General features: G+C 48.1%; 16 protein-coding genes. 4 read left to right on the plus strand and 12 right to left on the minus strand.

The genetic code is table 11. From position 1 onward, the window contains the following. Positions 1 to 9 precede the first annotated feature (9 nt). Genes BUB19_RS00205 through dapF form a run of 4 tightly spaced genes read right to left on the minus strand, consistent with a single transcriptional unit; the run spans position 10 to position 5,973 of the window. Entirely contained in the window at positions 10 to 1,200 is a 1,191-nt protein-coding gene (locus BUB19_RS00205; RefSeq protein ID WP_073089879.1) for a M20 metallopeptidase family protein, read from the minus strand. Continuing rightward, positions 1,187 to 1,732: a hypothetical protein gene (locus tag BUB19_RS00210; protein WP_073089882.1), complete on the minus strand. Its 546-nt coding sequence runs from the start codon at positions 1,730 to 1,732 to the stop codon at positions 1,187 to 1,189. The genes BUB19_RS00205 and BUB19_RS00210 overlap by 14 nt, the downstream gene beginning before the upstream one ends. A gap of 10 nt (positions 1,733 to 1,742) precedes the next feature. Then, positions 1,743 to 5,123, minus strand: coding sequence for a preprotein translocase subunit SecA (secA, locus tag BUB19_RS00215; RefSeq protein WP_073089885.1), 3,381 nt, complete (start codon positions 5,121 to 5,123; stop codon positions 1,743 to 1,745). 19 nt (positions 5,124 to 5,142) lie between these two features. Beyond that, positions 5,143 to 5,973 carry a diaminopimelate epimerase gene (dapF, locus tag BUB19_RS00220; protein ID WP_317041563.1) on the minus strand — a complete coding sequence of 277 codons (831 nt, stop codon included), beginning with the start codon at positions 5,971 to 5,973 and terminating at the stop codon, positions 5,143 to 5,145. A 429-nt stretch (positions 5,974 to 6,402) separates the two neighbouring features. Between dapF and BUB19_RS00225 the strand changes: the two genes are divergently transcribed. The 4 genes from BUB19_RS00225 to BUB19_RS00240 all read left to right on the plus strand — a co-directional run bounded on the left by BUB19_RS00225 (position 6,403) and on the right by BUB19_RS00240 (position 12,406). Continuing rightward, positions 6,403 to 7,176, plus strand: coding sequence for a hypothetical protein (locus tag BUB19_RS00225; protein WP_073089891.1), 774 nt, complete (start codon positions 6,403 to 6,405; stop codon positions 7,174 to 7,176). Positions 7,177 to 7,267: 91 nt separating this feature from the next. After that, a complete protein-coding gene (locus BUB19_RS00230; RefSeq protein WP_073089894.1) occupies positions 7,268 to 7,738 on the plus strand; it encodes a pyrophosphohydrolase domain-containing protein in 471 nt (156 codons plus the stop codon). Between the two features lie 4 nt (positions 7,739 to 7,742). Continuing rightward, the gene (locus BUB19_RS00235; RefSeq protein WP_073089897.1) at positions 7,743 to 8,849 is read left to right on the plus strand and encodes a DmpA family aminopeptidase; all 1,107 of its coding nucleotides are present in this window, start codon (positions 7,743 to 7,745) and stop codon (positions 8,847 to 8,849) included. Between the two features lie 104 nt (positions 8,850 to 8,953). Then, the gene (locus BUB19_RS00240) at positions 8,954 to 12,406 is read left to right on the plus strand and encodes a PKD domain-containing protein (RefSeq protein WP_073089900.1); all 3,453 of its coding nucleotides are present in this window, start codon (positions 8,954 to 8,956) and stop codon (positions 12,404 to 12,406) included. 51 nt (positions 12,407 to 12,457) lie between these two features. On the opposite strand, the gene BUB19_RS00245 is transcribed toward BUB19_RS00240, so the two are convergent. From BUB19_RS00245 to BUB19_RS00280, 8 genes are all read right to left on the minus strand, one after another. Beyond that, positions 12,458 to 13,093, minus strand: a complete 636-nt coding sequence (locus BUB19_RS00245; protein ID WP_073089903.1) for a lipoprotein signal peptidase — start codon at positions 13,091 to 13,093, stop codon at positions 12,458 to 12,460. Between the two features lie 4 nt (positions 13,094 to 13,097). Beyond that, positions 13,098 to 16,472: an isoleucine--tRNA ligase gene (ileS, locus tag BUB19_RS00250; protein WP_073089905.1), complete on the minus strand. Its 3,375-nt coding sequence runs from the start codon at positions 16,470 to 16,472 to the stop codon at positions 13,098 to 13,100. A gap of 346 nt (positions 16,473 to 16,818) precedes the next feature. Next, positions 16,819 to 18,144 carry a glycoside hydrolase family 140 protein gene (locus BUB19_RS00255; protein ID WP_084096868.1) on the minus strand — a complete coding sequence of 442 codons (1,326 nt, stop codon included), beginning with the start codon at positions 18,142 to 18,144 and terminating at the stop codon, positions 16,819 to 16,821. 4 nt (positions 18,145 to 18,148) lie between these two features. Further along, positions 18,149 to 19,072, minus strand: a complete 924-nt coding sequence (locus tag BUB19_RS00260) for an alpha/beta hydrolase (protein ID WP_073089909.1) — start codon at positions 19,070 to 19,072, stop codon at positions 18,149 to 18,151. 19 nt (positions 19,073 to 19,091) lie between these two features. Next, complete coding sequence (locus BUB19_RS00265) at positions 19,092 to 20,423, minus strand: FGGY-family carbohydrate kinase (RefSeq protein ID WP_073089919.1); 1,332 nt, start codon at positions 20,421 to 20,423, stop codon at positions 19,092 to 19,094. Positions 20,424 to 20,456: 33 nt separating this feature from the next. After that, entirely contained in the window at positions 20,457 to 21,740 is a 1,284-nt protein-coding gene (locus BUB19_RS00270) for a sugar isomerase (protein ID WP_073089922.1), read from the minus strand. Positions 21,741 to 21,749: 9 nt separating this feature from the next. Beyond that, a complete protein-coding gene (locus tag BUB19_RS00275; RefSeq protein WP_073089925.1) occupies positions 21,750 to 23,858 on the minus strand; it encodes a bifunctional aldolase/short-chain dehydrogenase in 2,109 nt (702 codons plus the stop codon). Positions 23,859 to 24,066: 208 nt separating this feature from the next. Further along, the gene (locus tag BUB19_RS00280) at positions 24,067 to 24,846 is read right to left on the minus strand and encodes an SDR family NAD(P)-dependent oxidoreductase (RefSeq protein WP_073089929.1); all 780 of its coding nucleotides are present in this window, start codon (positions 24,844 to 24,846) and stop codon (positions 24,067 to 24,069) included. Positions 24,847 to 24,856: the final 10 nt, after the last annotated feature.

Genomic DNA, 24,856 nt, shown 5'->3' on the forward strand with positions numbered 1-24,856 from the left:
AAAGTTAAATCAATCGAATTTCAATTCTTCCAGGGCCAACCAGGCCATTAACCCGGTACTGAGGCCCAGGGCATCTTCGTCTATATCAAAAGTGGGTGTATGTACGCCAGAAACGATACCTTTGCCTTCATTTCTGGTTCCCAGCCGGTAAAAACAACCATCCATTTCATGGGTATAATAGGAAAAGTCCTCTGCAGCCATCCAGATATCCAGATCTACCACATTTTCATCCCCAAGGTAGTCCCGTGCCGCCTGAATGGCTCTTTCGGTGAGTTCCGGTTCGTTTTTTAGAAATGGATAGCCTTTGCGAACCTCAAATTCTACTTCTCCCCCCATACCCTCGGCGATGCCTTTCGCTATTTTAATCATTTGCTCGTGGGCCATTTGTCTCCAGTCTTCATCAAGCGTTCGGAATGTCCCTTCAATATTCACTTCGTTGGGTATAACATTGGTGGCCCCATCCGCCACTACCCTGCCAAAGGACAATACAGAAGGGGTTTTGGGATCTGCTTTCCTGCTGACTACCTGTTGCAGTGCTACCAGGATGTGTGCACTGATCAGCACCGGGTCAACCAGCGTCTCCGGCATGGCGCCGTGACCGCCCTTGCCGATTACTTTAATATACAGCTCGTCGGCACTGGCCATGTACATGCCCTTTCTGAAACCCACCTTACCCACTGGTATCAATGGCATGACATGTTGCCCGAGAATAGCAGTAGGTTTAGGATTCTGGAGTGCCTCGTCTGCGATCATCATAGAGGCTCCTCCTGGTACCCTTTCCTCTCCTGGCTGAAAAATGAGTTTTACTGTCCCTTCAAACTCATCTTTGAGCTCGTTCAGAATACGGGCAGTACCTAAAAGAGAGGAGGTGTGGACGTCATGCCCACAGGCATGCATCACACCCCGGTTGGTAGATTTATAGGGAACATCATTGGCTTCCGTGATGGGAAGCGCATCCATATCTGCTCTTAGGGCAATAATTTTCTTACCAGGATTTTTTCCTTCTATTAAGGCCACCAGTCCGGTGTTGGCTTTCTGGCTCAGTTTGCTGATCCCAAAAGAACGCAGTTTTTTTTCAACAAATGCTACCGTTTCCTTCTCTTCGAAAGACAATTCCGGGTGGGCGTGCAGGTGTCTTCTGGTGTCGATTGTTTCTGATTTGAATTGGTCAGCCAGTTGGCGAATTTTATCTTTCAGCATTCTCTAAATTATCTTCTTTTTCTTCTTCAGATTCGCGCTTTTTCAGAAAGCGGTCCGGTTGTATCCGGGAGCTGGGAAACAGATCGTTTAGTTTCTCATAAGTTGCCAGCGCCTCAATTTTATTGACAAAGCGACCCACCTTTACCAGATAGCGGGGTTCATTGTACTCCATATTGGTCTGTATATCCGGGTATTCGGAGTAGACTTCATTCCGTACTTCAAAGGCCCGCTCCCGATCAGCTCCGCTATATACCAAAATCGTGTACCCATTGATGAAATTCTCCCTGTTGTTTTCCTCGCTGATCTGATTGATCCTGCGCTGCAGCTCCTGATTGATCGGTCCGGCGTCTGAACCCCCGGCCGTAGAAAAGCTGGGAACAGGCAAATCATCGAATGTTATCCGCGAATCGGAAAGATCTTCTGAATAATTGTCAAATTTTTCGCTGGTATCTCCGGTCTTGCGGATATTGATGATACCACAGGCACTCAGAAAGAATAAGGAAAGCAAATATATACTGGCCTTTTTTAACATATTGTTTGGTTTAATCTTCTATTACCACACATTTTTCCTCAGAGATGTCCTGCTCCACACTTTTGTATTTGACATCTTTTTTCACCTTACCGTCCACGTACCTGACAGAAACCTTGTCATTCCGGCCATAGGTTTTGTCGGACCGTCTTGGTTTCACCGGTTCCCTGTTGGCTGTAGCACGGCTGCTGGCAATAGCGGCTCTTTGTCCGGATGGGTTCCCCAGACTGCTGCCTGCTTCTTCCTTAGAAGCTGTTACCTGCGGTTCGGCTTTTTTCTGGGCCTGTGCCGCTTTGACCTGCTCGGGGTCCTGCTTGGGCAGATCAGATTTGGAAATAAACGATATGATATCGTCGTTAAGTTTACCAAGGAAGCGTTTGAACATTTCAAAGGCTTCGAATTTGTATATCAGCAGCGGATCTTTCTGTTCATAAACAGCATTTTGCACCGACTGCTTCAAATCATCCATATCACGCAGATGCTCTTTCCAATTCTGGTCGATGATGGCCAGTGTCACTGTTTTTTCTACCGCCCTGATGAGATCACGCCCATCGTTGTTGATGGTAGATTCCAGGTTGATGACCACGCCAATTTGCTTGATACCATCGGAAATGGGCACCATGATTTCCTTTACGGTAGCGCCGCGGTTTTTATATACATCCCTGAGTATGGGCATGGCACGTTCAAGGATGTTCTGGTTTTTTTTGGTATAATTTTCATAGGCTGCACTGAACAAGGTTTTGGTCAGGCTGGCTACATCTTTCTCCTTCAGGTCGGTTTCCGAAAACTGGTAATCCAGACCCAGGGAGCTGAAGATATTCATCCTCAGGTTTTCGAGATCTTCTGTGGATTTGGCCATTTCGATCAGGTCCTGGGAGACATCATACATGATGTTCAGAATGTCCAGCTCAAGGCGGTCACCGACCAGGGCATTTTTCCGCCTTCGGTAGACGACTTCCCGCTGGCTGTTCATCACATCGTCGTATTCAAGAAGGCGTTTACGCACCCCAAAGTTGTTTTCTTCAACCTTGCGCTGCGCGCGTTCTATGGATTTTGTGATCATACTATGCTGGATGACTTCTCCTTCTTCCAGACCCATCCTATCCATCAGCTTTGCTATTCTCTCGGAACCAAAAAGTCGCATCAGGTTGTCTTCCAGGGACACAAAAAACTGTGATGAACCAGGATCTCCCTGACGACCAGACCTACCGCGAAGCTGCCGGTCTACCCGTCTCGATTCATGTCTTTCGGTGCCAATGATGGCCAAACCGCCCGCCTGTTTCGATTCCGGGGTAAGTTTGATATCCGTACCTCTACCTGCCATGTTTGTCGCAATGGTTACCGTTTTGGGTTTTCCGGCCTCTGCCACCACATCGGCTTCCCGCGCATGTTGTTTGGCATTCAACACCTGGTGTTTGATCTTCCGGATCGTCAGCATCCGGCTAAGCAGTTCGGAAATTTCCACTGAAGTGGTACCCACCAATACCGGCCGGTTTGCGTCGGTCAGCTCATTGATTTCATCCACTACGGCATTAAATTTTTCCCGTACCGTCTTATACACCTTGTCCTCCCGGTCTTTTCGCTGTATAGGTTTGTTGGTTGGAATGACGATGACATCCAGTTTGTAAATTTCCCAGAATTCTCCGGCTTCGGTTTCGGCTGTACCTGTCATTCCGGATAGCTTGTGGTACATGCGGAAATAATTCTGCAGGGTGATGGTGGCATAAGTCTGCGTGGCATCTTCCACTTTTACATTTTCCTTGGCCTCTATGGCCTGGTGCAGTCCGTCAGAATACCTTCTTCCTTCCATTACCCGGCCTGTCTGCTCGTCGACAATTTTTACTTTGCCTTCCACCAGAATGTATTCGGTGTCCTTTTCAAACATGCAATAGGCCTTGAGGAGCTGGTTTACAGTATGGATGCGCTGGGCCTTGACACCGTAATCCTTGATCAGCTCTTCTTTTCTGATGAGCTTTTCTTTTTCATCTATGCTTTCGTCCTTTTCCAGGTCGGCAATTTCACTTCCTATATCCGGAAGGATAAAGAAGCTCGTATTTTCATTCTTTTTGGTAATCGTTTCTATGCCGTTGTCTGTCAGGTCTACACTATTCGACTTTTCATCTATGGTAAACAACAGGGGTTCATCAGCCTCGGGCATGTTGCGCTTGTTGTCCTGCAAATAATAATTTTCTGTCTTTTGCAAAATAACCCGGATACCCGGCTCAGAAAGATATTTGATCAGGGGTTTGTATTTGGGAAGACCCCGGAATGCGCGGAACAGGGCCAGCCCACCCTCTTTTTCGTTGCCTTCCCTGATCAGCTTTTTGGCTTCGGTGAGGTAGTTTTGCACGAGCTTGCGTTGTTCATCCACCAGAGTAGAGACCCTTGGTTTCATATCGTAAAATTCGTGCTGATCACCCCTGGGTACCGGTCCGGATATGATCAGAGGGGTTCTCGCATCGTCAATCAGCACGGAATCAACCTCATCTATCATGGCAAAGTGGTGCTTGCCTTGTACCAGGTCCTTGGCGTCCCTGGCCATGTTATCCCTGAGATAGTCAAAGCCAAATTCATTATTGGTACCATAGACAATATCGCATTGATACGCTTTCCTCCTGCCTTCTGAGTTGGGCGGGTATTTGTCGATACAGTCTACTTTCAGGCCATGAAACTCAAAAAGCGGGGCATTCCATTCCGAATCCCTCCTGGCCAGGTAATCGTTTACGGTGACTATGTGCACCCCTCTCCCGGAGAGCGCATTGAGATAAGCCGGAAGGGTAGAAACCAGGGTTTTACCTTCTCCCGTCGCCATTTCGGCAATATTGCCCCGGTGCAGGGCGACGCCACCCAGAAGCTGCACGTCGTAGTGCAACATGTCCCAGGTCACTTCCACCCCCGCCGCGGTCCATTTGTTGTGCCATATGGCCTGGTCTCCCTCGATTTCTACATATGATTTGGCTGCTGCCATTTCCTTGTCAGATTCCGAAGCACTTACCTTAAGGAATGTATTTTCCTTCAGCCTGCGGGCGGTCTCCTTGATCACGGCAAAAGCCCGGGGAAGGACTTTTTCCAGGCTAACTTCCAAAGCATCGTCCCGCTCCTTTTCTACTTTGTCTATTTCGGTAAACAAGGCATCCTTGGCCTGAACCTGCTCGGGTTTAAGCGCTTCAATATCTTGTTTTAGCTGATTGATTTTATCGTCAAAATCCTTCAGGTCAGCATCGATGATTTCCCTGATATTTCTGGTTTCTTTTCTTAAATCATCATCCGTCACGGAGGAGAGCTGGGCATAAGCTGTATTGACCTGGGCCACTACCGGGCTCAAGCTTTTGATGTCCCTATCGGATTTGGTACCAAAAACTTTAGCCAGGCCTTTTGCTATTGCTTCTATCATATACTTTAATTCTTTATCTCTATTCTAAATTTTCTCTTTCTCTGACCGCTTCTACTGCCAAAGATATTGTACCTGAAAAGACCTGCTTTGCTGGTCCTGAAAGAATGATGGATTCAAAACCCCCATTGTTATCTTCGGCAAAACTCACCTCAAGGTTGCCCCCAGGGGTGCTGATTTTTATGGATTGTTGTTTGTGGCGGGATCCGTAGACCAATGCGCAGGCCGTAACCCCGGTGCCGCAGGAAAGTGTTTCATCTTCCACCCCCCGTTCATAAGTTCTCACCTGTATGTGGTCCTTACCTATGGGCTGCACGAAATTCACATTGGTGCCGTGGGGGTAACGCTCCCTGTCATTTCTGATCTTTCTTCCTAGTCCAATCACATCATGGTTTGCTACATCATCCACAAATACCACATGGTGTGGAGATCCGGTATCTACAAAAAATGCCTCTTCCCTGCTTTGTATCCCTTGTACCTTTCCCATCTCGAGTGCGACCCAGTCTCCCGAGATCCTGGCGCGATGAGGTCCATCAATGGCCAGAAAATGGGTTTCTTCCGTGATGATTCCCAGAAATGCAGCAAAAGCCACCGCACACCGGGCTCCATTGCCACACATGCTTTGGCTGCCATCCGCATTGTAATAGCACATCTCAAAGTCATACCCCTCTTTTTCCTGTAGCACAATCAGTCCGTCCGCACCAATACCGAATTTTCTGTGGCACAGCTTTTTTACCTGTGGGACCGGATCCTCTCCCAGAGAAAATTCCCGGCCATCCAGCATGATAAAATCATTTCCTGTACCCTGGTATTTGTAAAATCTGATATCCATCTGAAAACAAATCTGTTGCATTCGAAAGAACAAATGATTTGCTCATTTTATTTCAGCAGGTTTGCGGTAAATGCCCGATCAAAAACCTCACCAATATCCGAATGAGATACAAAAATAATCATCTTGTCCGAAATTATGGGTTAATATTCAATTAACTATTGGATTTGAACGCAGAAGCGCAAAAACTTTCCTGGATAGAGAAACAAGGCAGTGCTTTGCGTGGGTATTATCCGGGTCCGATGGCCGTTGCTTATCGCTTTCGGGCGTAGGATTTTTCCACAGCTTGTCACGAAATCTTTGCGAACCTGAACAGATCTGCAAAAAAACGAATCGGAAAAACCGCATGATTTTAATACCTAAAAAACAGACACTTACATTCATTTTTACACAGTTCACCTGTTTTCTGGCATATTGATTGCGTAGTGAGCTCCTGAACCAAACCAATTAATTATGCAAACTACAGTGAAAAAATGGATTGGCTCCGGCCTCAGTTTTGGAATTTTTCTTGGAATGATTTCCTGCGAGATGGAGGAGGATACCAATCCCCCGGAAAACCAGGAAGAGGTCCAGCTACAATCTACAGCCAGGCAGACAGGAGAAACAGACCCCGGGGGCAGAAGTATGGTAAACACCATGGTGGTGTCAGACTTTCAGGTAGGTACCAGGGAGATAGAAATGAAATATGCTGCTGAAGCAGATATCGTTGCAGGTATCGATTTGGGCAGTATCAGCCTAAAATCGAATATAGATACGGAACTTGGTGCAGACGCCAGCGAGCCTCAGACCCTGATTTTGATAAGTGAAGGACAGAGCAGGGTTTCTGCCGTGGGAGAGGGCAGCACTCCGAAAGGCAATTATCAGGAAATACAATTTGAATTGTATAAAAACACGACAGTGGAAAATGAAGATCCCATGTATGGTAAATCCCTGTGGATAAGCGGAGAGATCAACGGGGAGACCAGTCAGGTCTGGATGGATACAGAAAGTGTGATCAGTGCTAGTGCGGAAAATGAAGAGGGGCATGAAGTCAATGAAGGTACCGAATTGATGCTGGTATTCGATTTGGACGACTTGTTTGAAAATGTAGATTTTGAGGCTGCCGCTGATGCAAATTCTGATGGTGTAATTGAAATAGCACCGGGTGATCTGGATGGCAACGCCGATTTGTATAGCCAAATCGAAGCCAATCTGGAGTCTGCTGTAAAATTTGAAAGTGGATCTTAAGTGCAGACATTTTTTTATTTTTTTGAAAGAGCTTGCTTCTTAAGCAGGCTCTTTTTTTATTTGAGGAGCACAGACACTAACAATACATGAAATGAAAGAACCTCAATGCCTCTCCGCTGTAGCCAGATTTCATCAGGCTTTCCAACATCCTGTCTTAACAGAACCGAGCATCCCCGATGCCAGCAGGTGCCGGCTTCGGGTAGATTTGATCGCCGAAGAATTGCAGGAACTGGAAGAAGCCATCGCAAACCAGAATCTTGTAGAAGTAGCAGATGCTTTGTGCGATATTCAGTATGTGCTTTCAGGAGCCATACTGGAGTTTGGTCTGGCAGATAAATTCCAGTCCCTCTTTGAAGAAGTGCAGCGTTCAAACATGAGCAAAGCCTGTAAAAGCGAGGCAGAAGCCCGGGAAACGGTAGCATTTTACATCAGTAAGGGTACCGATTGCTATTATAAGGAAATGGACGGGCTGTTTCTGGTGTACCGGAAATCAGACAACAAAACCTTAAAATCCATTCATTACTCACCCGCCAACCTGGCGTCCATCCTGAAAAACCACTGAAGTCATGCGCTTTTTATTGATTTTGTTTTTAATTACAGGGCTGGCATGCCATAAAACAAGCGCCCAGAATAGTGCCAGAAATTACGGCATTACACTTGGTGTGCTGAGTCCGGGCAAATGGAATGCCATTACAGACGTGGCGGGAGTAGCTGTTGGTCAGGTAACGCTGAAGGAAGGGGACAATATCCGTACCGGTGTCACAGCTATTTTGCCCCATACGGACAATCTTTTTCAGGAAAAAGTGCCCGCAGCAGTATATGTGGGAAATGGTTTTGGCAAATTGGCAGGAAGTACTCAGGTACAGGAACTCGGAAACCTGGAATCTCCGATTGTGCTCACCAACACGCTCAGCGTTGCTGCAGGTATCGAGGGAATATTGGACCATATGCTCTTTTTAGAAGGAAACGAAAATGTGGGCTCGCTCAATGCGGTGGTGGGTGAAACCAACGATGGTTACCTGAATGATATCAGGGGCAGGCATGTAAAGCCGGCAAATGTGGTTGAAGCCATAAACAAAGCGAAAAGCGGCCCGGTGAAGGAAGGAAATGTGGGGGCAGGTACAGGCACAGTTTGCTTTGGATTTAAAGGAGGTATTGGCACTTCTTCACGCAAGCTGCCGGAACGGCTCGGTGGCTATACGGTAGGCGTACTGGTCCAGAGCAATTTTGGCGGAGTGCTGCAGATCGGCGGCATACCGGTAGGGAAAAACCTGGGCCAATATAGTTTCAAAAACCAACTGGAGTCTGCAGACGGATCTTGTATGATGGTACTTGCCACAGATGCACCTCTGGATCACCGGAGCCTGGAGCGAATGGCCAAGAGGGCCATGATGGGTTTGGCAAGGACCGGAGGAATTGCCTCTAACGGAAGTGGTGATTATGTTTTGGCATTCAGTACCACGAGAGAGCAGCTTTTGACCTCCGGAGAGACGGCCGCTTTGGCAAATGATGAGATAAGCCCCTTATTTTTGGCGGTAATCGAAGCTACAGAGGAGGCAATCGTCAATTCCCTTTTTGCTGCCGATGACATGAAGGGTAAAAATGGCCGCCTGGTGAAAGCTTTACCCAAAGATCAGGTAACTGCCTGGTTTCAGGAGCAACAGGCACCATGAGGCTTTCTGCTCTCCTACAGGTGCTTATATTTTACCTCCTAAATTGTCTGCCATTCAATTATTCTTTGTATAATTGATTCTTTCAACCCGAATCAATTGGTCAAGTGAGTGCGGCGCCGGAATTTTCTAAAAACTACCTTTGGCAAATTTGCCTGGCTGCATTCTTGCTGCTGCTGGCTGCCACAGATTCCAAAGCACAATTGGTAAAGCCCTTTCAACCCCGGGTACCGGATAGCGGACCAAGCACCAGCATTTACAATATCAATGGAGACTTTTCGATTATCGGAAACACCAACCTGACGCTGGAGAATTACAGCCTGAATTTTCAGAATAATTATCCGATGGTGTACGTGGATGCCGATGACGATCCGCAAACGCTCAATTCATCTTCAGCAGATCTGGTATTTCCCAACGAAAATGGTGCAGACCCAACCTGCACCCGGGTGGTGTATGCAGGCCTGTACTGGACAGGCAGATCCAGAGAAGAGCGACAATTTGAAGTCAGCAAATCCGGTGTTACCAAAAGCTTTGACAAACATGCCGTTTCCTTTAAAACCCCGGGACAGACCAATTATACCACCATCAGGCCCGAAAATGAGGAAATTTGGTTTCCAGGATCCTATCTCGAACAGGACGGATTATTTGTTGGCTACGCAGATGTGACTGATTTGGTACAGGCAGCAGGGCAGGGAGAGTATTGGCTGGCAGATATTGCATTGGAAGAGGGAACTGGCGGTTCTATCGGATTTTACGGGGGCTGGGGTATGGTGATCGTTTACGAAAACCCCCTGATGGAGGCCAGAGATGTGGTAGTTTTTGACGGTTACGCCTACGTGGCATCCTATCTGGATGATGATTATTTTTTAGATCTGGAAGGGTTTTCCGCCGTAGCATCCGGTGCTGTGCAGGTCAAAATGGGCATGATGGGAGCAGAGGGGGAAAGAGGAGGAACAGGAGACTATATTGAAATTGAAAAGGGCAAAAATTCAGGAGAATTTGTCCGCCTCTCACATGAGGCCAATGATACCTTTAATTTTTTCAACTCCAGTATTTATACCGGTGGCAATCCCCGCAATCCGGAACTGATCAACAATACCGGGATAGATCTGGCTGTATTTGAGCTTCCCAATGAAGATAATAGCATTATCGCCAACGGACAAAGCAGTACGAGGATCAAATATACCACCGTTATTGACACCTATGTCATTTATAACATCACCTTTTCTATCAATGCCAGGCAAACCCGACTGGAGGCAAAAAATGAATTGGGAAATGACATTCAGCCAATAAATGATGTATATCAGGTGAATGCCAATGAGGAGCTGCCATTCCGCCTGGAAATCCGCAACAGGGGTCAGGAGCCGATAGAAGATGCGCGCGTAGAAATATCCCTGTCTGCACTCACAGACTTTTCTTCCGTATCCAGCACCTGGCTGCTCGGCTCAGGGAACCCCGGAGAAGCTTATTTCGATGCTTCCATCGGGCCTGGAGGCTCAATTATCTGGGAGATCGGATCCGTTCCGGGTACCACGGATCCGGATGAACTTTTGGGCTACCTGGAATATACGCTTGTCTCTCCCGACAACTGTGCCGGTCCGGAAGGGTTTCAGTGTGATACAGATTTTTCATTGTCAGGAGAGGTGACCGGCGCAAATGCCGAAACCGGTGTGGCTTTTTCAGCCCCTCTGATACAGGGTTTTCCGGAAGATGAAGATTGTCCTTCCAGTCCAAATTCGGGTCCCATGGAGTTTGAAGTAATTTCTGAGGGGGAATTCTGCTCTTCCGTTGAAGGTGTATTGGAGATTAACCTTTGTGAGCTACCTGGGGATGGGATACCTGTTTCTGAAATAGCGGATAATTTTCCGGAGGGGACAAAGTTTTATGATGCATTTCCGCCGGGTCCTTCAGCCAGGGCCTACGATGGGGCAAATCCCTTCCCAAAGGTAGCGGAAAGCCGGGAGTATTTTGCAGTGTTGGAGGGAGATGAAAGCTGTTTTCGACCATTCCTGCTCGATTACCAGTCTATGCAGGTCTCTGTCAGCATCAGTTCAGATTACAACGGAGCCAGTATCTCCTGCCAGGGTGCATCCGATGGAACAGCAGTAGCTACTGTAGAAGGCGGTATCCCACCCTATACCTTCCAATGGGACAACCCCGGAAATTCAACCACCGAAAGTGTGGAAAACCTACCTGAAGGCACTTATACAGTCACTGTCACCGATAGCCAGTCCTGTTCGGTCACTGCTTCCATTACCTTGCAACAGCCACAGCCTGTGGACATTCAACTCGATACACAAAATTCAGTTTTCAATCTTGATTGTGATGGGTCTGATGGAGGTGTTGTTGTCTTTGAAGTTGGGGGTGGAAGTCTGCCGGTTAAAGCAGCTTTGCTATCGGTTGGAGCGTCCGGAACGGAAGAGTCTGTGGATGTATATGAATCCGGTACCAATAGAACCTTTAGCTTTGAGGGCCTGCTGCCCGGGAGATATGTTATAAAAGCCAGCGATGCAAACCAGTGTTCCAGTGAATTGGCTTTTGAGGTGCAAGGGATTCAACCCCTGTCCTACAGCACTTCAGTAAGCCCTCTGGAAAACTGCCAGGAGCCAGAGAGTGGTGCGATTCTGATTATTCCGGATGGAGATGCAGATACCATCAACTACCTCTGGTCCACCGGCGCCACTACGGCAGGCATTGAAGGTTTGGCTGCCGGAGATTATTCGGTTAGGATCACAGATTCGTTCGGATGCAGCAGGGAGGAACAATTTACCATAGCGCCTTTGGAACCGCTATCTTTTGCAGTTTCCTCGGCAACAGAAGTAGTCTGCGGTGCTCCGGGGCTAAAGACCACGTTTTTCGTAGAGCTTGCAGATGAGGAAGACGTGGACATTATCTGGAGCGGTGGACAAAGCTCCGCAGATGGAAGGGAAATGGTGAGTTCACAGCCGGGGAGCTATACCGTAAGCGTGAGGGGAGAAAACGGATGTGTTTCGGAACAACAGGTGGAAGTGCTCCCCTATGCGCTTAATGCCGGATTTGATTTTTACGGCCCTGACCCTACAGCGGGAACGCCATTTTTCATCGCGGATGAAATCCGCTTTGAAGCTGCTTCGATAGGCAATATCCGTTCCTATCTCTGGGATTTTGGTGATGGCACGAGTAGTGAAGAGGCCAGTCCCAGCCATAGCTATAGCCGCCAGGGCGATTTTCAGGTATCTTTAGAAGTGACAGATGCCAATGGATGTGTAGCCCGTGAAAGTAGGCCAATTTCCATACGGGAGTTTCAGATCCGGATGCCAGATGCATTTACACCCGGTTCAGCAGATGGAAGCAACAGCCATTACTTTCCTGTCTTTGAAAAGATCGATGGACTGGAGTTTTGGGTTTACAACAAGTGGGGCGAAGTGATTTTCTACACCGATGATGGAAATGGGTCCGGCTGGGATGGCACTGTTCAGGGAAAGGAGGCCATGGCGGGAACCTATGTGTATAAACTCCGGTATACCGCTCCTGATGGCAGTGAAGCGTTCCGCTCAGGTACCTTTCTGCTGATCAGATAAGTAGTTTAGCTGTCTTTCGGAAATTTCCGGAAAGACACGGTATCAGAAAGCTCAGGCCTGTTTTTCGTCGATAAATTGTTTTTGCACTTCATCCTCCGTTTCCTTGTCGTTGTCCTCCTCAAAGAACCGTTTCTGAAAAATAAGAATAATGGCGACACCGATAAAAATAGAAGCGTCTGCGATATTGAAGATTGGCCAGAGGGCTGTGTAGCTACCGCCAAAGAGTGGAATCCACTCCGGCACGAAGCCTTCCCAGATATCGATATAAAACATATCGATCACCTGGCCGTGAAACCAGGGATTAGGAGCGTCAAATGGGGCATTCTTTAACCAGACCCCATAAAATACGCTGTCAATCAGATTGCCCACAGCTCCTCCCAGGATCAAGGCGATAGAGACCAGGTATCCGGGGTGGGAATTTTTGCGGATCAGCATGTAGAGGTAGTAGCCTATCCCAAACATGGCAATCAGGCGGAAACTCGTAAGAATCAACTTCCCGTACTCCGAACCCAACTGCATGCCAAAGGCCATCCCCGGATTGGTGGTATAGTGGAGCTTGAACCAGTCTCCGAATACCTTTATCTGCCCGGCAGTACCGAAATCCATTCCGTTGTGCACCAGCATTTTAACAGCCTGATCTATCAGGATAACGATCAGCGTGACGCCAAAATATTTCCAATAATTCATCTCTTTATACTTTCTCTACTTTTACAGCAAGCTCAAAATCATCCATGTCCAGCAGGGTAGGATCTGTTATCTGATCATCCAACGTAAGGTTTAAAGCCTGGGTTTCCGTTTTTATGTAATCGGCAAAGTGCATCAGGGCCGCGTCAACGGGTTCCGCCTGAGGCATCACTTTGATCTTGATTTTATCCTGAACTTCCAGTCCGAGATCTTTTCGCAGATTCTGTATGCGATTTACAAAATCCCTGGCTATACCCTCTTCCCGGAGCGAGACGGTGAGCGTCACATCCAGGGCCACGGTGAGGCCCCCATCACTGGCCACAGACCAACCCGGAATGTCCTGCGATTGAATCAGTACCTCTTCCCTACTCAGGATTTCAGTTTTTCCATCTAATTCAATTTCTATTTGACCATCTCTTTCTATTCTTGCGATTTCTTCCTTACCCCACCTCTGGATGGTTTGGTTTGCCAATTTCATTTTTGGACCAAACCTTTTTCCCAGCAGGGAAAAATTGGGTTTGACACTTTTGACCAATATTCCCGAGGTATCATCTATATATTCGACAGTTTTCACGTTTACTTCGGACTTGATGAGTTCCTCTACATGCTGGATATAACCGCGGGTTTCCGGGTTTAGAATAGGAATTAGAATTTTCTGAAGCGGCTGCCGGACTTTCAGCTTTTCTTTTTTTCGCAGGGAATGCACCAATGAAGAAATGTCCTGAGCGAGCTGCATGCTGCTTTCCAGGCCTTCGTTGACCAGCGGTGTGCTGGCGTTTTGCCAATCGGTCAGGTGTACGGATTGAGGTTTTCGCGGCTGACTGGCGGTGAGGTTTTGGTAGAGCCAGTCTGCGTAAAAGGGAGCCACCGGTGCCATAAGCTTCGAGATACTGATCAGGCATTCATACAAGGTTTCATATGCTGCCTGCTTATCGGCATTCATCTCTCCCCTCCAAAATCTTTTTCTGGCCAGGCGCACATACCAGTTGGACAACTGATCTACGGTAAAATTCATGATCGCCCGGGTAGCGGGTGTTATGTCATAGCCTTCGTAGGCTGTCTCAGCTTCAATGATAAGCGACTGTAGTTTGGAAATGATCCACTGGTCCAGTTCGGGTCTCTCCTTTTCGGGGATCTTTGACTGTTCCAGGTACACAAAATCGTCGAGGTTTGCATACAGCGCAAAGAAATTATAGCTGTTTTGCAGGGTGCCAAAAAAGCGGCGTTGCACCTCCATCACTCCTTCTTCGTTGAATTTAAGATTGTCCCAGGGGTTGGCATTGCTCAGCATGTACCAGCGCAGGGCGTCCGGGCCATAGGTCTTGAGACTCTGAAATGGGTCTACAGCATTTCCGAGCCTTTTGGACATTTTGTTGCCGTTTTTGTCCAGCACCAGCCCGTTGGCGATGACGTTTTTGAAGGCCACAGTGTCAAAAAGCATGACTGCCAGGGTGTGCAGCGTGAAAAACCAACCTCGGGTCTGATCCACTCCTTCGGCAATAAAATCTGCCGGATAGTTGGCTTTGAAGAGTTCTTCATTTTCGAAGGGATAGTGCCATTGGGCATAAGGCATGGCTCCGGAGTCAAACCAGACATCAATTAAATCCGGCTCACGGAACATTTTGTCACCGTTTTCTGATACCAAAATGATCTCGTCCACATACGGCCGGTGTAAATCCACATTTCCCTCCCCGAAAGGCGATTCCTTCATGAAGCCTTTTTCTATGGACCGCTGTATTTCTGCCTGAAGCTCAGCTACGGAGCCAATACATTTGGTTTGGTTGCCCGCTTTATTTCTCCAGATCGGTAGCGGTGTACCCCAGAACCTGGAGCGGCTGAGATTCCAATCCACCAGATTTTCCAGCCAGTTCCCGAACCTCCCGGTACCGGTGGAGGCAGGCATCCAATTGATGGTTTTGTTATGCGCCGCCAGTTTGTCTTTGTAGGCGGTGGTCCGGATAAACCAGCTTTCCAGAGGATAATACAATATGGGCATGTCGGTACGCCAGCAGTGCGGATAGCTGTGCTCATATTTTTCGACCCGAAAAGCTTTGTTTTCATTTTTTAGGATAATCGAAATGATTACATCCGTGCTTTTATACTCTTTATCACTTTCATCATCCAACAGATAGTTTTTGACATAAAAATCATCTTCGGTGAAAGTCTTGTGTGCATGGATGCCATGCTCGGCCATTTTGGCTTTCAGGTATGCTCCTACTTCCGGAAGAAATTTTCCCTTTTTGTCAACCACAGGAATTTCCTGGCCCCGTTCATCTTTTAAAAATATTCCGGGGATCTGCTGCTGTTCCAGGGTTCTGAAGTCATCCGCACCAAAAGCCTTGGCCAGGTGGACGATTCCGGTGCCGTCTTCTGTGGTCACGTAGTCCCCGGCGATTACAGAAAAAGCCGGGTCCGGAAGGGCAAGTGCTTCGATGGGAAACAATTGCTCATATTTCATGCCCAGCAGTTCCTTACCTTTGAGCGTATCAATGATTTTGTAGGGAATAATTTTATCTCCCGCCTTATAATCCTCCAGTGGCAAATCTTCCCCCCTGGGATGAAAATAGGCAGATACCCTGGCTTTGGCCAGGATCACTGTTTGCGGTGCGAAGGTGTAGGGGTTAAAAGTCCTTATCTTTACGTAGTCCAGTTTTTCACCTATGGCCAAAGCCGAGTTGGAAGGCAAGGTCCAGGGTGTGGTGGTCCAGGCGAGAATATACAGGTCTGTTTCGCCCACTACCTTAAACTGGGCAGTGACGGAGGTGTCCTTTACATCTCTGTAGCAACCGGGCTGATTGAGTTCATGGGAGCTGAGACCGGTGCCGGCTGCAGGGGAGTAGGGCTGAATGGTGTAGCCCTTGTACAGTAAGTCCTTTTCGAACAGTTTCTTAAGCAGGTGCCAGAGCGTTTCTACATAGTCTACATCAAAAGTGATGTAAGGGTCATTCAAATCTACCCAATAGCCGATTTTTTCTGTCAACTCGTCCCATTCATGCTTGTAGCGCATCACGGTTTCCCGGCATTTCTGGTTGTACCCGGCCACAGATATTTTGGTGCCGATATCTTCTTTGGTGATTCCCAGCTCTTTTTCTACCTGCAATTCGACCGGAAGGCCGTGGGTATCCCAGCCCCCTTTTCTTTTCACATGAAAGCCCTTCAGTGTTTTATACCGGCAAAAAACATCTTTAATGGCACGGGCCATCACATGGTGAATACCAGGAGTGCCATTGGCAGAAGGAGGGCCTTCATAGAAGGTATAGCTTGGCGCGCCCTCCCTGTTTTCTACTGATTTTTCAAAGATCTGGTTGCTCTTCCAAAAAGCCAATATGTCTTCCCCGATGCCGGGATAATCAACCTGTTTGTACTCCTGATATTTCTTCACTGTAAATCGAAAATATTTCTGTAATGCTTCATCGCTACTTTCAGCGGCAATCCATTGTGCCTCAAAAGAAGGCGTAAAGTTAATAGAAAACTAGGGTTAATGTATGGCAATCGCTGAAAAACTGTAGCTACATGAATTCGGGCAGGACGATTACCTGGCACATTGGGAGGATTACAAAGCACGCAGGACGCTATCTGGCCACTTGCAGATAAAATTACCGACCTGTGAAATTTTAGCCTGGCATCAGGCTTGGGCATGGGTCGGTAGCCGACTCGGCAATCAGGGAAAAAGACAGGTGGCCGGACTATTTTTTGTCTCTATCTCCGTCTATCAGATTGTCGCAGGTTTACAGCTTGCTGGTCAGAGTAATTCCGGAGTAATCCCATTGATCTGCTGCCTGCCGTAAGAGCACAAGGAGGAGCCAATCCTGATTTTTGTCCGGACAACTGAAAACCGGCCCCGAATCCCCATCTGTGCGCTTTACTTCACCGTTTACCGGATTTATCCAAAAGGCCGTTCTCCGGATTTTGCGAAACAAACCAGCCTTAAGTTTAATTTTCTGACTTCCCGGGCAATACACCAGGATCCAATCGCGGTCAGCCGTGGACAAAACCAACTTTCGGGGCTGCCAGATCCAGTTCATTTCTGCCAAAACCTTTGGGTCGGGCGCCATTTCCTGCCAGGGGATGCTTTCAAAGAGGCGCTTCAGGATACCCATCTGATGTGCACCCGGGAGATCAAGCGCTTCTTTCCAGGAAAACTGAGCACCGAATTTAGGGGCCTCAGTCCCACCATACATCTGCCATATTTCATTACACCCATAGCTGTATCCCGCAGCTCCCGAAAGCATGTTCCAATACGCAGATCTGCGAATATCAGCGGCATCGAGCCGTTGAAAGTTCCATTTGTTCAGCAGGTTTGGAATGTTTTCGTATCCGGGCTCCCCGTCAATAACAGGCCTCGTAGGTTTTCTTTTTCTGGCTTTTAGCGTGAAGCGGTACTCCCTGAACCCTTTCTGGTGTCGGGTCTGGAAGAGATCAATGTCCAGCCAGGAAGCTTTTCCGAAAAGGTCACTGGCTACATACCCCCCATTGGGATGGTAGCTGATGAGTGCACCTTCATGCCCTTCACGTATTCCGGTGGCCATTTCTTCGATAATTAGCTTGTGCTGCTTATTTTCGGGAATGCGGTCACCACCCAATATCCACACGATGTGTTTCCACCTGCCATAGCGGCTGGCCAGAAAGCGGCCGTAGCTTTTTGCATTTTCTGCTGTAAAGATCTCCGGTCCGGTGCCCCACTTTTTGTTGAATTTGTCACCCCAGGTAGGCAGCAGCCCCAGGTACAATCCCATTTCCTCTGCCAGCGAAACTACACGGTCTACGTGATCAAAATAAGCTTCATTGGGTTGCCTGGGATCCAGGTCGTTTAAGGGCAGATGGCCATTGGCATTGGGAGTCTGCAGGCCATCAAGCTCCGCCAGGATTACTGTTTGGATGATACTGAAACCCTTCTTTTTGCGATTATTGAAATAATGCCTGGTTTCTTCCAGACTCAGCCGGTGCAACATCTCCCAGGCGGTGTCGCCCAGCCAGAAAAAGGGATGCCCGTCTGAAGTAACCAGAAAACGTCCATTGCTGCTTATCCGAAGTGAGGGCAGATGTTGCATCATCTACCTAAGGTAAATGATGCATCCAGTTGATGCAACTTTCCATCCAGCCTTTCTGGGTTCCCTCTTTGTTGATTGAGAGCGAGAATCCGTGGGCTCCTGTGGGATACAGGTGCATTTCGGCAGGTATCTGTTTTTCCAAAAGCCCCTGATAAAACAACAAACTGTGCTGTACCGGTACTCCGGTATCGTCCTGGGAGTGGAAAATAAATGTAGGGGGGGAATCGGCCCTCACTTGCTTTTCGTTGCTGAAATATTCCACCCATTTCTGTTCCGGGTCTTTGCCGATGAGGTTGTTTCTGGACCCGATATGGGTGATGTGTTCGGTGAAGGAAATTACCGGATAGCCCAGAATCATAAAATCCGGCCTGCTCGATTGCTGCTCTATCGGGTCCTCATCTCCGGGGTTGCCCTCATCAAAATGGGTGCCCAGGGTTGAAGCCAGGTGACCGCCGGCAGAAAAGCCCATGATACCGATTTGCTCCGGATCTATACCCCAGTCCTCTGCATGATGCCGGACCAGGCGGATTGCCCGCTGACCGTCCGCCATCGGTACAATGTGTGGGCTGCTTTGGGTTTCTGAGGAGGGAAGGCGGTATTTCAGTACAATGCCAGCGATACCCCGGCTGTTGAGCCATTTGGCGATGTCAAGGCCTTCCCAGTCGTAAGCCAAAACGCCATAGCCTCCTCCAGGACAGATGATCACGGCCTTGCCCGTAGCGGATCTTTTGGCAGGCAGGAAAACCTGAATTTGAGGCTTCTGTACCTTGCTGATCACAAGGATATCGTTTTCCCGGACTTCTTCCTGCACCTCAGTCGGTTTCTGAAAGGGAGCTTCTCCGGGATAAATGTCCAGCGTAATGGGTTGGTTTTGTGCGTTGGCAAATCCAATTGTCATGGTCAGGCAGGCAATAAGGTATCGTTTAAACATCACTATCGGTATTTTGGTATCATTTGAAGGCTTTGAGCATGAGGGCAGCTCCGTAAGCCGAACCCAATGGAAAATCTGAAAACTCAAGGTCATAATCCTCGAGCAAACCATTCAGAAAGCGGATAAATACTTTGTTGTGGACGAAGCCCCCATCAATATACACCTTCCTGGTTTCGGAAGCCCCCCTGGCAAGGAGCAATGAAGCCACCTGCATCCTGGCCAGCCCAAACACCAGGTGGTGGTAGGCGGTCTCAAAATCACTGAAGGACGTTATATCCCAGTGATCATCGGGAAATATCTCTGCCACTAAGGGCGTACGGGCAATGGTCTGGGGGTAAAATCCATTTGCTGCCTTTCCGGACAGCAATTTGTGCACCAGCTCCTCGTCAGGGGCTATGTTTTTGTAATACCTGGCCTCCTTTTGGAAATGAGCGTTCAGTTTTTCCAGTTGATGGTCCAGCTCGTAGCCAAGGAAAAACCGGCTTGCTTTAACAGTCTTGCCATGGATGGAAAGGAAATTGAGACAATCGTTTTGAAGTTCCGCGGAACTGAGCTCTCCTTTGGGAAAAGGATTCAATGTGATGCTCCATGTGCCGGTGGAAATCAATAAAAATGGCTCTTTTATCTTGATCAGGTAGGAGGCCAATGCCGATGAGCTGTCGTGAATACCGACTCCTACTTTTACCTTCCTGCCACAAATCTCTTTTTCAAAAGTATGGGTAGTAGGCACCTGCCGGGGAAGTTTTTCGTGTATACCTTCTTTGTATACCCATTCATGGTAGTCTCCTTTCGGAAAATCCCACAATTTGGTATGACAGCCTATTGAAGTGGGTTCAGTGACTGCTTCCGCAGTAAACAGGTAGGAGATATATTGTGGCAGATGAAGGGAGTATTTGATCTTACTGAAAATTTCCGGCCGCTTCCTTTTTATCCAATACAACTGCAAACCGGAATTGAGCATGCCCAGCGTGGGTGAGGCAGTCGTTTGATTGATTTTCTCCTCGGGATACGCCTCATAAAACTCCCGGTGCAGGTCTTCAGGAAAATCTTTCAGGTAGTTATAGATAGGTGTAACTGGCTTTCCGTCCTCCCCAATAGAGACAAAGGAAGCTCCGTAGGTCGAGAAATTCAGCCCGCGAACCTCATAAGCCGGGTCATTGCACAATGTTTGTACCTTTTCTCGCGCCCATTCCGTGATTTTTTCAAGGTCGTCGCACTCTTCACCATCTTCATCCGTAATGGTTGGAAATTTGACATACTCCTCCTTGATTTCATTTAAATCTTCGTCAAACAGAAAAAATTTTTTATTGGTTTTTCCAATATCAAATATGGCGATTACCGGTATGGGCATAGTTTATATGGTTAGTTTGGATACAATGATTGATTACAGTCCGGTGGCCATGCTTTTTTTGCCTCTTTCCCGTACGAGGTTTTCCCTGACGGATAGTGTTCTGAAAGCTGCCAGAGGATCCAGAGCTGCGCCGGCTTCCATCCTGGCCTCGGCCACCAGTGGTCTCACATCTGTCCGGAAGGCTCGTTGCAATATTTCCTGGGCAAGGACGGGATCGTTGTCCTCACGAGCATTCTCCAGCGCTTTCCGGTCTACCAGCAGCGCCTGGGCATAAGCCAGTTGGATGGCCTCTACGGACTGGAGCAGGTCTTCCAGGGGATCTTTGAGGTTGTGACTGGCGTCGATCATCCAGGCCGGGTAGGGATTTTTGGAGGTATTGTCCTCCATTCCAGCTACCAATTCATTGAAAATCAAAAATAACTGGTAGGGTTTCATGGCGCCTACTGTGAGGTCATCGTCGCCAAATTTGGAATCATTGAAATGGAATCCTCCGAGTTTTCCCTGCATCATCAGGGTGGCGACAATTTGTTCTATATTGGTATTGGGCAAATGGTGGCCAAGGTCTACGAGGGTAAATGCCCGCTCTCCCAATTGCGAAGCCAGCAAATGGGAAGTGCCCCAGTCCTGTATGACGGTGTGGTAGAAATAAGGCTCGTAGGGTTTGTATTCGATAAACATCTTCCAATCTTCCGGCATACGGGCGTATATTTCCCGTAGGGAATCCAGGGTACGTTGTAAGGCCTTCCGGAAGTTCATCTGACCTGGAAACGAAGACCCATCCGCCAACCAAACGGTGAGGGATTTGGAGCCCAGGGCTTCTCCATGCCGGATTACCTCCATATTGTGCGCCACAGCCTGACTTCTTACATCCGCATCTGAATGGCAAAGGGACCCGAATTTATAGGATTTCTGCTGTTCCGGCTGATCCTGGAAGGTATTGGAATTCACCGCATCGAAGAGCAGGTTATGGGAAGCAGCATGGGCTTTTATCTGGGCTACATTTTCGGGAATATCCCATGGTATGTGCAGGGAAATGGCTCCGGAGCCGGCATTAAGCGCATGAAGCAAACCCACATCATCGATTTTTTCTTCGAGCGTACGGGGCTCTCCGCCGCCGGGAAAACGCCCAAAGCGGGTCCCTCCCGTGCCCAGCGCCCAACTGGGAATGGCTATCTGAAAGGATTGGATTTTTTCGATCAGCGACGCGACCGGGATATCCCTGGCTGTAAGCTTATGGCTTATATACTCAAAACTCTCCCGGTGATCCGGGAGAGCTTTATCATTGAGAGTATTGATTTGATTTTTATCAATTCGCATGAAATTCACTTATCTGACAAAGGCGGCAGCTACACCTCCATCAACGTTCAAAATATTACCGGTACTTTTGCTGAGGTGGCCGCCAACGAAAGCAAATACACCATTGGCAATATCGTCGACGCCAATGATTTCGTTCATTATCGTACGTTTGGCGTAAAATGCAGGAAGTTCTTCCACAGTGATGCCATAGGCCTTGGCTCTGCCCCTGGCCCATTCGCCTTCCCAGATTTTACTTCCCTCTATTACTGCATCGGGGTTCACCACATTGACCCGGATTTTGTCAGGCCCCAATTCAGCAGCCAGCAATCTGCTCATGTGTACCTGAGCGGCTTTGGCTGTACCGTATCCTACGTTATTCGGTCCGGATACCAGGGCATTTTTGCTTGCTATATTGATGATGTCGCCACCTTTGTTCTGGGCCCGGAGTATAGCTACTCCCGCTTTGGAAACAGCAAACTGACCTTTTACCAAAACGTCTTGCAGGAGGTCCCAATCCTTTTCTGAGGTCTGATCGATCGGTTTGGAGATGGCCAGCCCGGCACAGTTCACCAGGATATCAATACCGCCAAATTTCAGGCAAGCCGCCTTAAGGGCTGTTTCGATATCTTCCATTTTAGATACATCCATGATGGATCCGGCACCAGTATCTTTATTGTAGGTATTGACGGCCTCATCGAGTCTTTCCTGATTGATATCGGTGATGAACACACAGGCACCCTCTGCAGCGAGTTTGTCAGCGATGGCCTTTCCGATACCGCCAGCTCCGCCTGTTACGAAAGCCACTTTTCTGGAAAGGGGCTGTTCTTTGGGCATACGCTGTAACTTGGCCTCTTCCAAGAGCCAGTATTCAATGTCGAAGGCTTCCTGAAGCGGAAGGGATACATAAGAAGAAATCGCCTCCGCACCCTTCATTACATTGATGGCGTTGGTATAAAATTCACTGGCTACCCTTGCTGTTTGCTTGTTTTTGGCATAGGAAAACATGCCTACTCCCGGCCACAATATAACTACCGGGTTTGAATCCCTCATGGCAGGGCTATTGGGCCTTTTGTGGTCTTCGTAGTACTTGGTATAGTCCTGACGGTAAGCTTCAAATTCTCTTTCCAGGTAGTTTTTTACCTCACTCATATCTTCCAGATCCTTGTCGGCCGGAATATCCAATACCAGAGGTCTGATCTTGGTCCGCAAGAAGTGATCTGGGCAACTGGTTCCAAGAGGAGCCAGTTTTTCGAGGTCATTGCTGTTGATAAATTCCAGTACCCGGTCATCGTCCGAAAAATGTCCTACCATGCGGTTAAAGCTGGAAGCCAAACCTCTAAGGTGGGGGGCAATTTTAGAAGCCTGCTCTCTTCGTTGTTCTGCAGGGAGAGAAGATACTTTCTGACCGCCGAATACCGGCCGTTTTTTGCCGTAGTTTTCTTCCAGGTATTGAGAGGCCATGTCGATTACCTCCAGGCTATTGATGTAGCATTCATAGGAAGTTTCTCCCCAGGTGAAGAGCCCGTGCCCGCCCAGCATGATGCCGCGGATGCCGGGATTTTCCTTCAGGGCCTGATCGAGTTTCAGGGCCAGGTCAAAACCGGGACGTTGCCAGGGAACCCAGGCAATCTGTCCGTCAAACAACTCCTGAGTGATCTTTTCCCCATCTTTGGAGGCAGCAATGGCTATTGCTGCATCAGGGTGCAGGTGATCAATGTGCTTAAAAGGCAAAACGGCGTGCAACGGGGTATCGATAGACGGAGCCTTGGAGTCCAGATCATAAATACAATGATTGAAAAGAGCAACCATTTCGTCTTCAAATTCAAGTCCCCGGTAGACGTTTTTCAAGGCAAGCAGCTTGTCCATATATAACCCAGCAAGCCCGCTTCTTTTCAAAGTGCCAATGTCTCCACCCGAACCCTTGATCCACATGATTTCGGTATCTTCTTTGGTTAGCGGATCCTTTTCGATGGTCTTACAACTTGTATTACCACCGCCGTAGTTGGTTATTCTTAAGTCAGCACCCAAAATATTGGACCTGTAGAGCAGCAGGGCGATCTGATCGTCCCCCAGGGCTTTTGCTTTTTCTTCGTCCCACAAGTAATCTACGTGCTTAAAAGTGTTTTTAGTAATTGCCATATTTTAGATATGTATAGTTTTGATTGCTGTGTTATAGATTAGCGAATTTAAATTATTTTATATTTTCAACTGTCCTGTTCTATGCTGATCGAAAGTGATATTATCAATAAAAACCAGCGTTATACTCCAATCCGACCGGTGGAAATCGTGAAAAACACTTATTTTTTAGTGTTTTTAGTGCCATTTTCCGAAAAAACCGTTTTTTAGCTCATTCCTGGTAGGGAGATGGGCTGGTGGCGGTCCAGCCGCCATCGATCACCAAACTTTGGCCCGTGATATGTCTGGCCCGGGGAGACACCAGGAAGCTCACTGCTGCAGCGATGTCTTTTGGAAAAGCCGGCCGTCCCATGGGAGTAATCCTGGACCAGGTCTGCTCGTAGCCTGCTTCAGAAGCGGTTCGTTCGGTCATTGTGGCCCCGGGCGCTACGGCATTGACATTGATTTTGTAAGGAGAAAGTTCCAATACCAGGGTTTTGGCGAGCATTTCCAGAGCCGCTTTACTCATGCCATAGGCAGCAAGGTTTTTATGCGCCTGATGGCCTGTGACGGATGACATGAACAGAATACTTCCACCTGTTTGCTGGGCGATCATTTGCCGGGCAGCCTGCTGGGCCAGAAAGAAGCTGCCCACCAGGTTGAGTTGTACGAGTTTGTGGAAATCGGCCTCTTTGTAATCGAGAAAATCACCAAAGACGGTGATGCCAGCATTGGCGACTGCCACATCCAGCCTGCCAAACTCCGCGACGGTTTGCCGGGTCAGGTCAGAAATAAAATCCGTATCGGAAGCATCTCCAGCCAGGCCTTTGCAGCGATTGGGGAATTCCGCATTGATTTTTTCCACCGCCTGTTGCGTGAGGCCGGGGTCCAGATCATTGAGCATCACCGCCATCCCTTCTGATGCAAAATTCCTGCATATTTCAAAACCTATACCCATACCTGCACCGGTTACCAGGGCGACTTGAGGAGCAGACTTATTTTTTGTTTCCATTACCTGGTTT

Origin of the sequence: Cyclobacterium lianum (genome assembly GCF_900143075.1) — a bacterium.
Lineage (GTDB): Bacteria > Bacteroidota > Bacteroidia > Cytophagales > Cyclobacteriaceae > Cyclobacterium > Cyclobacterium lianum.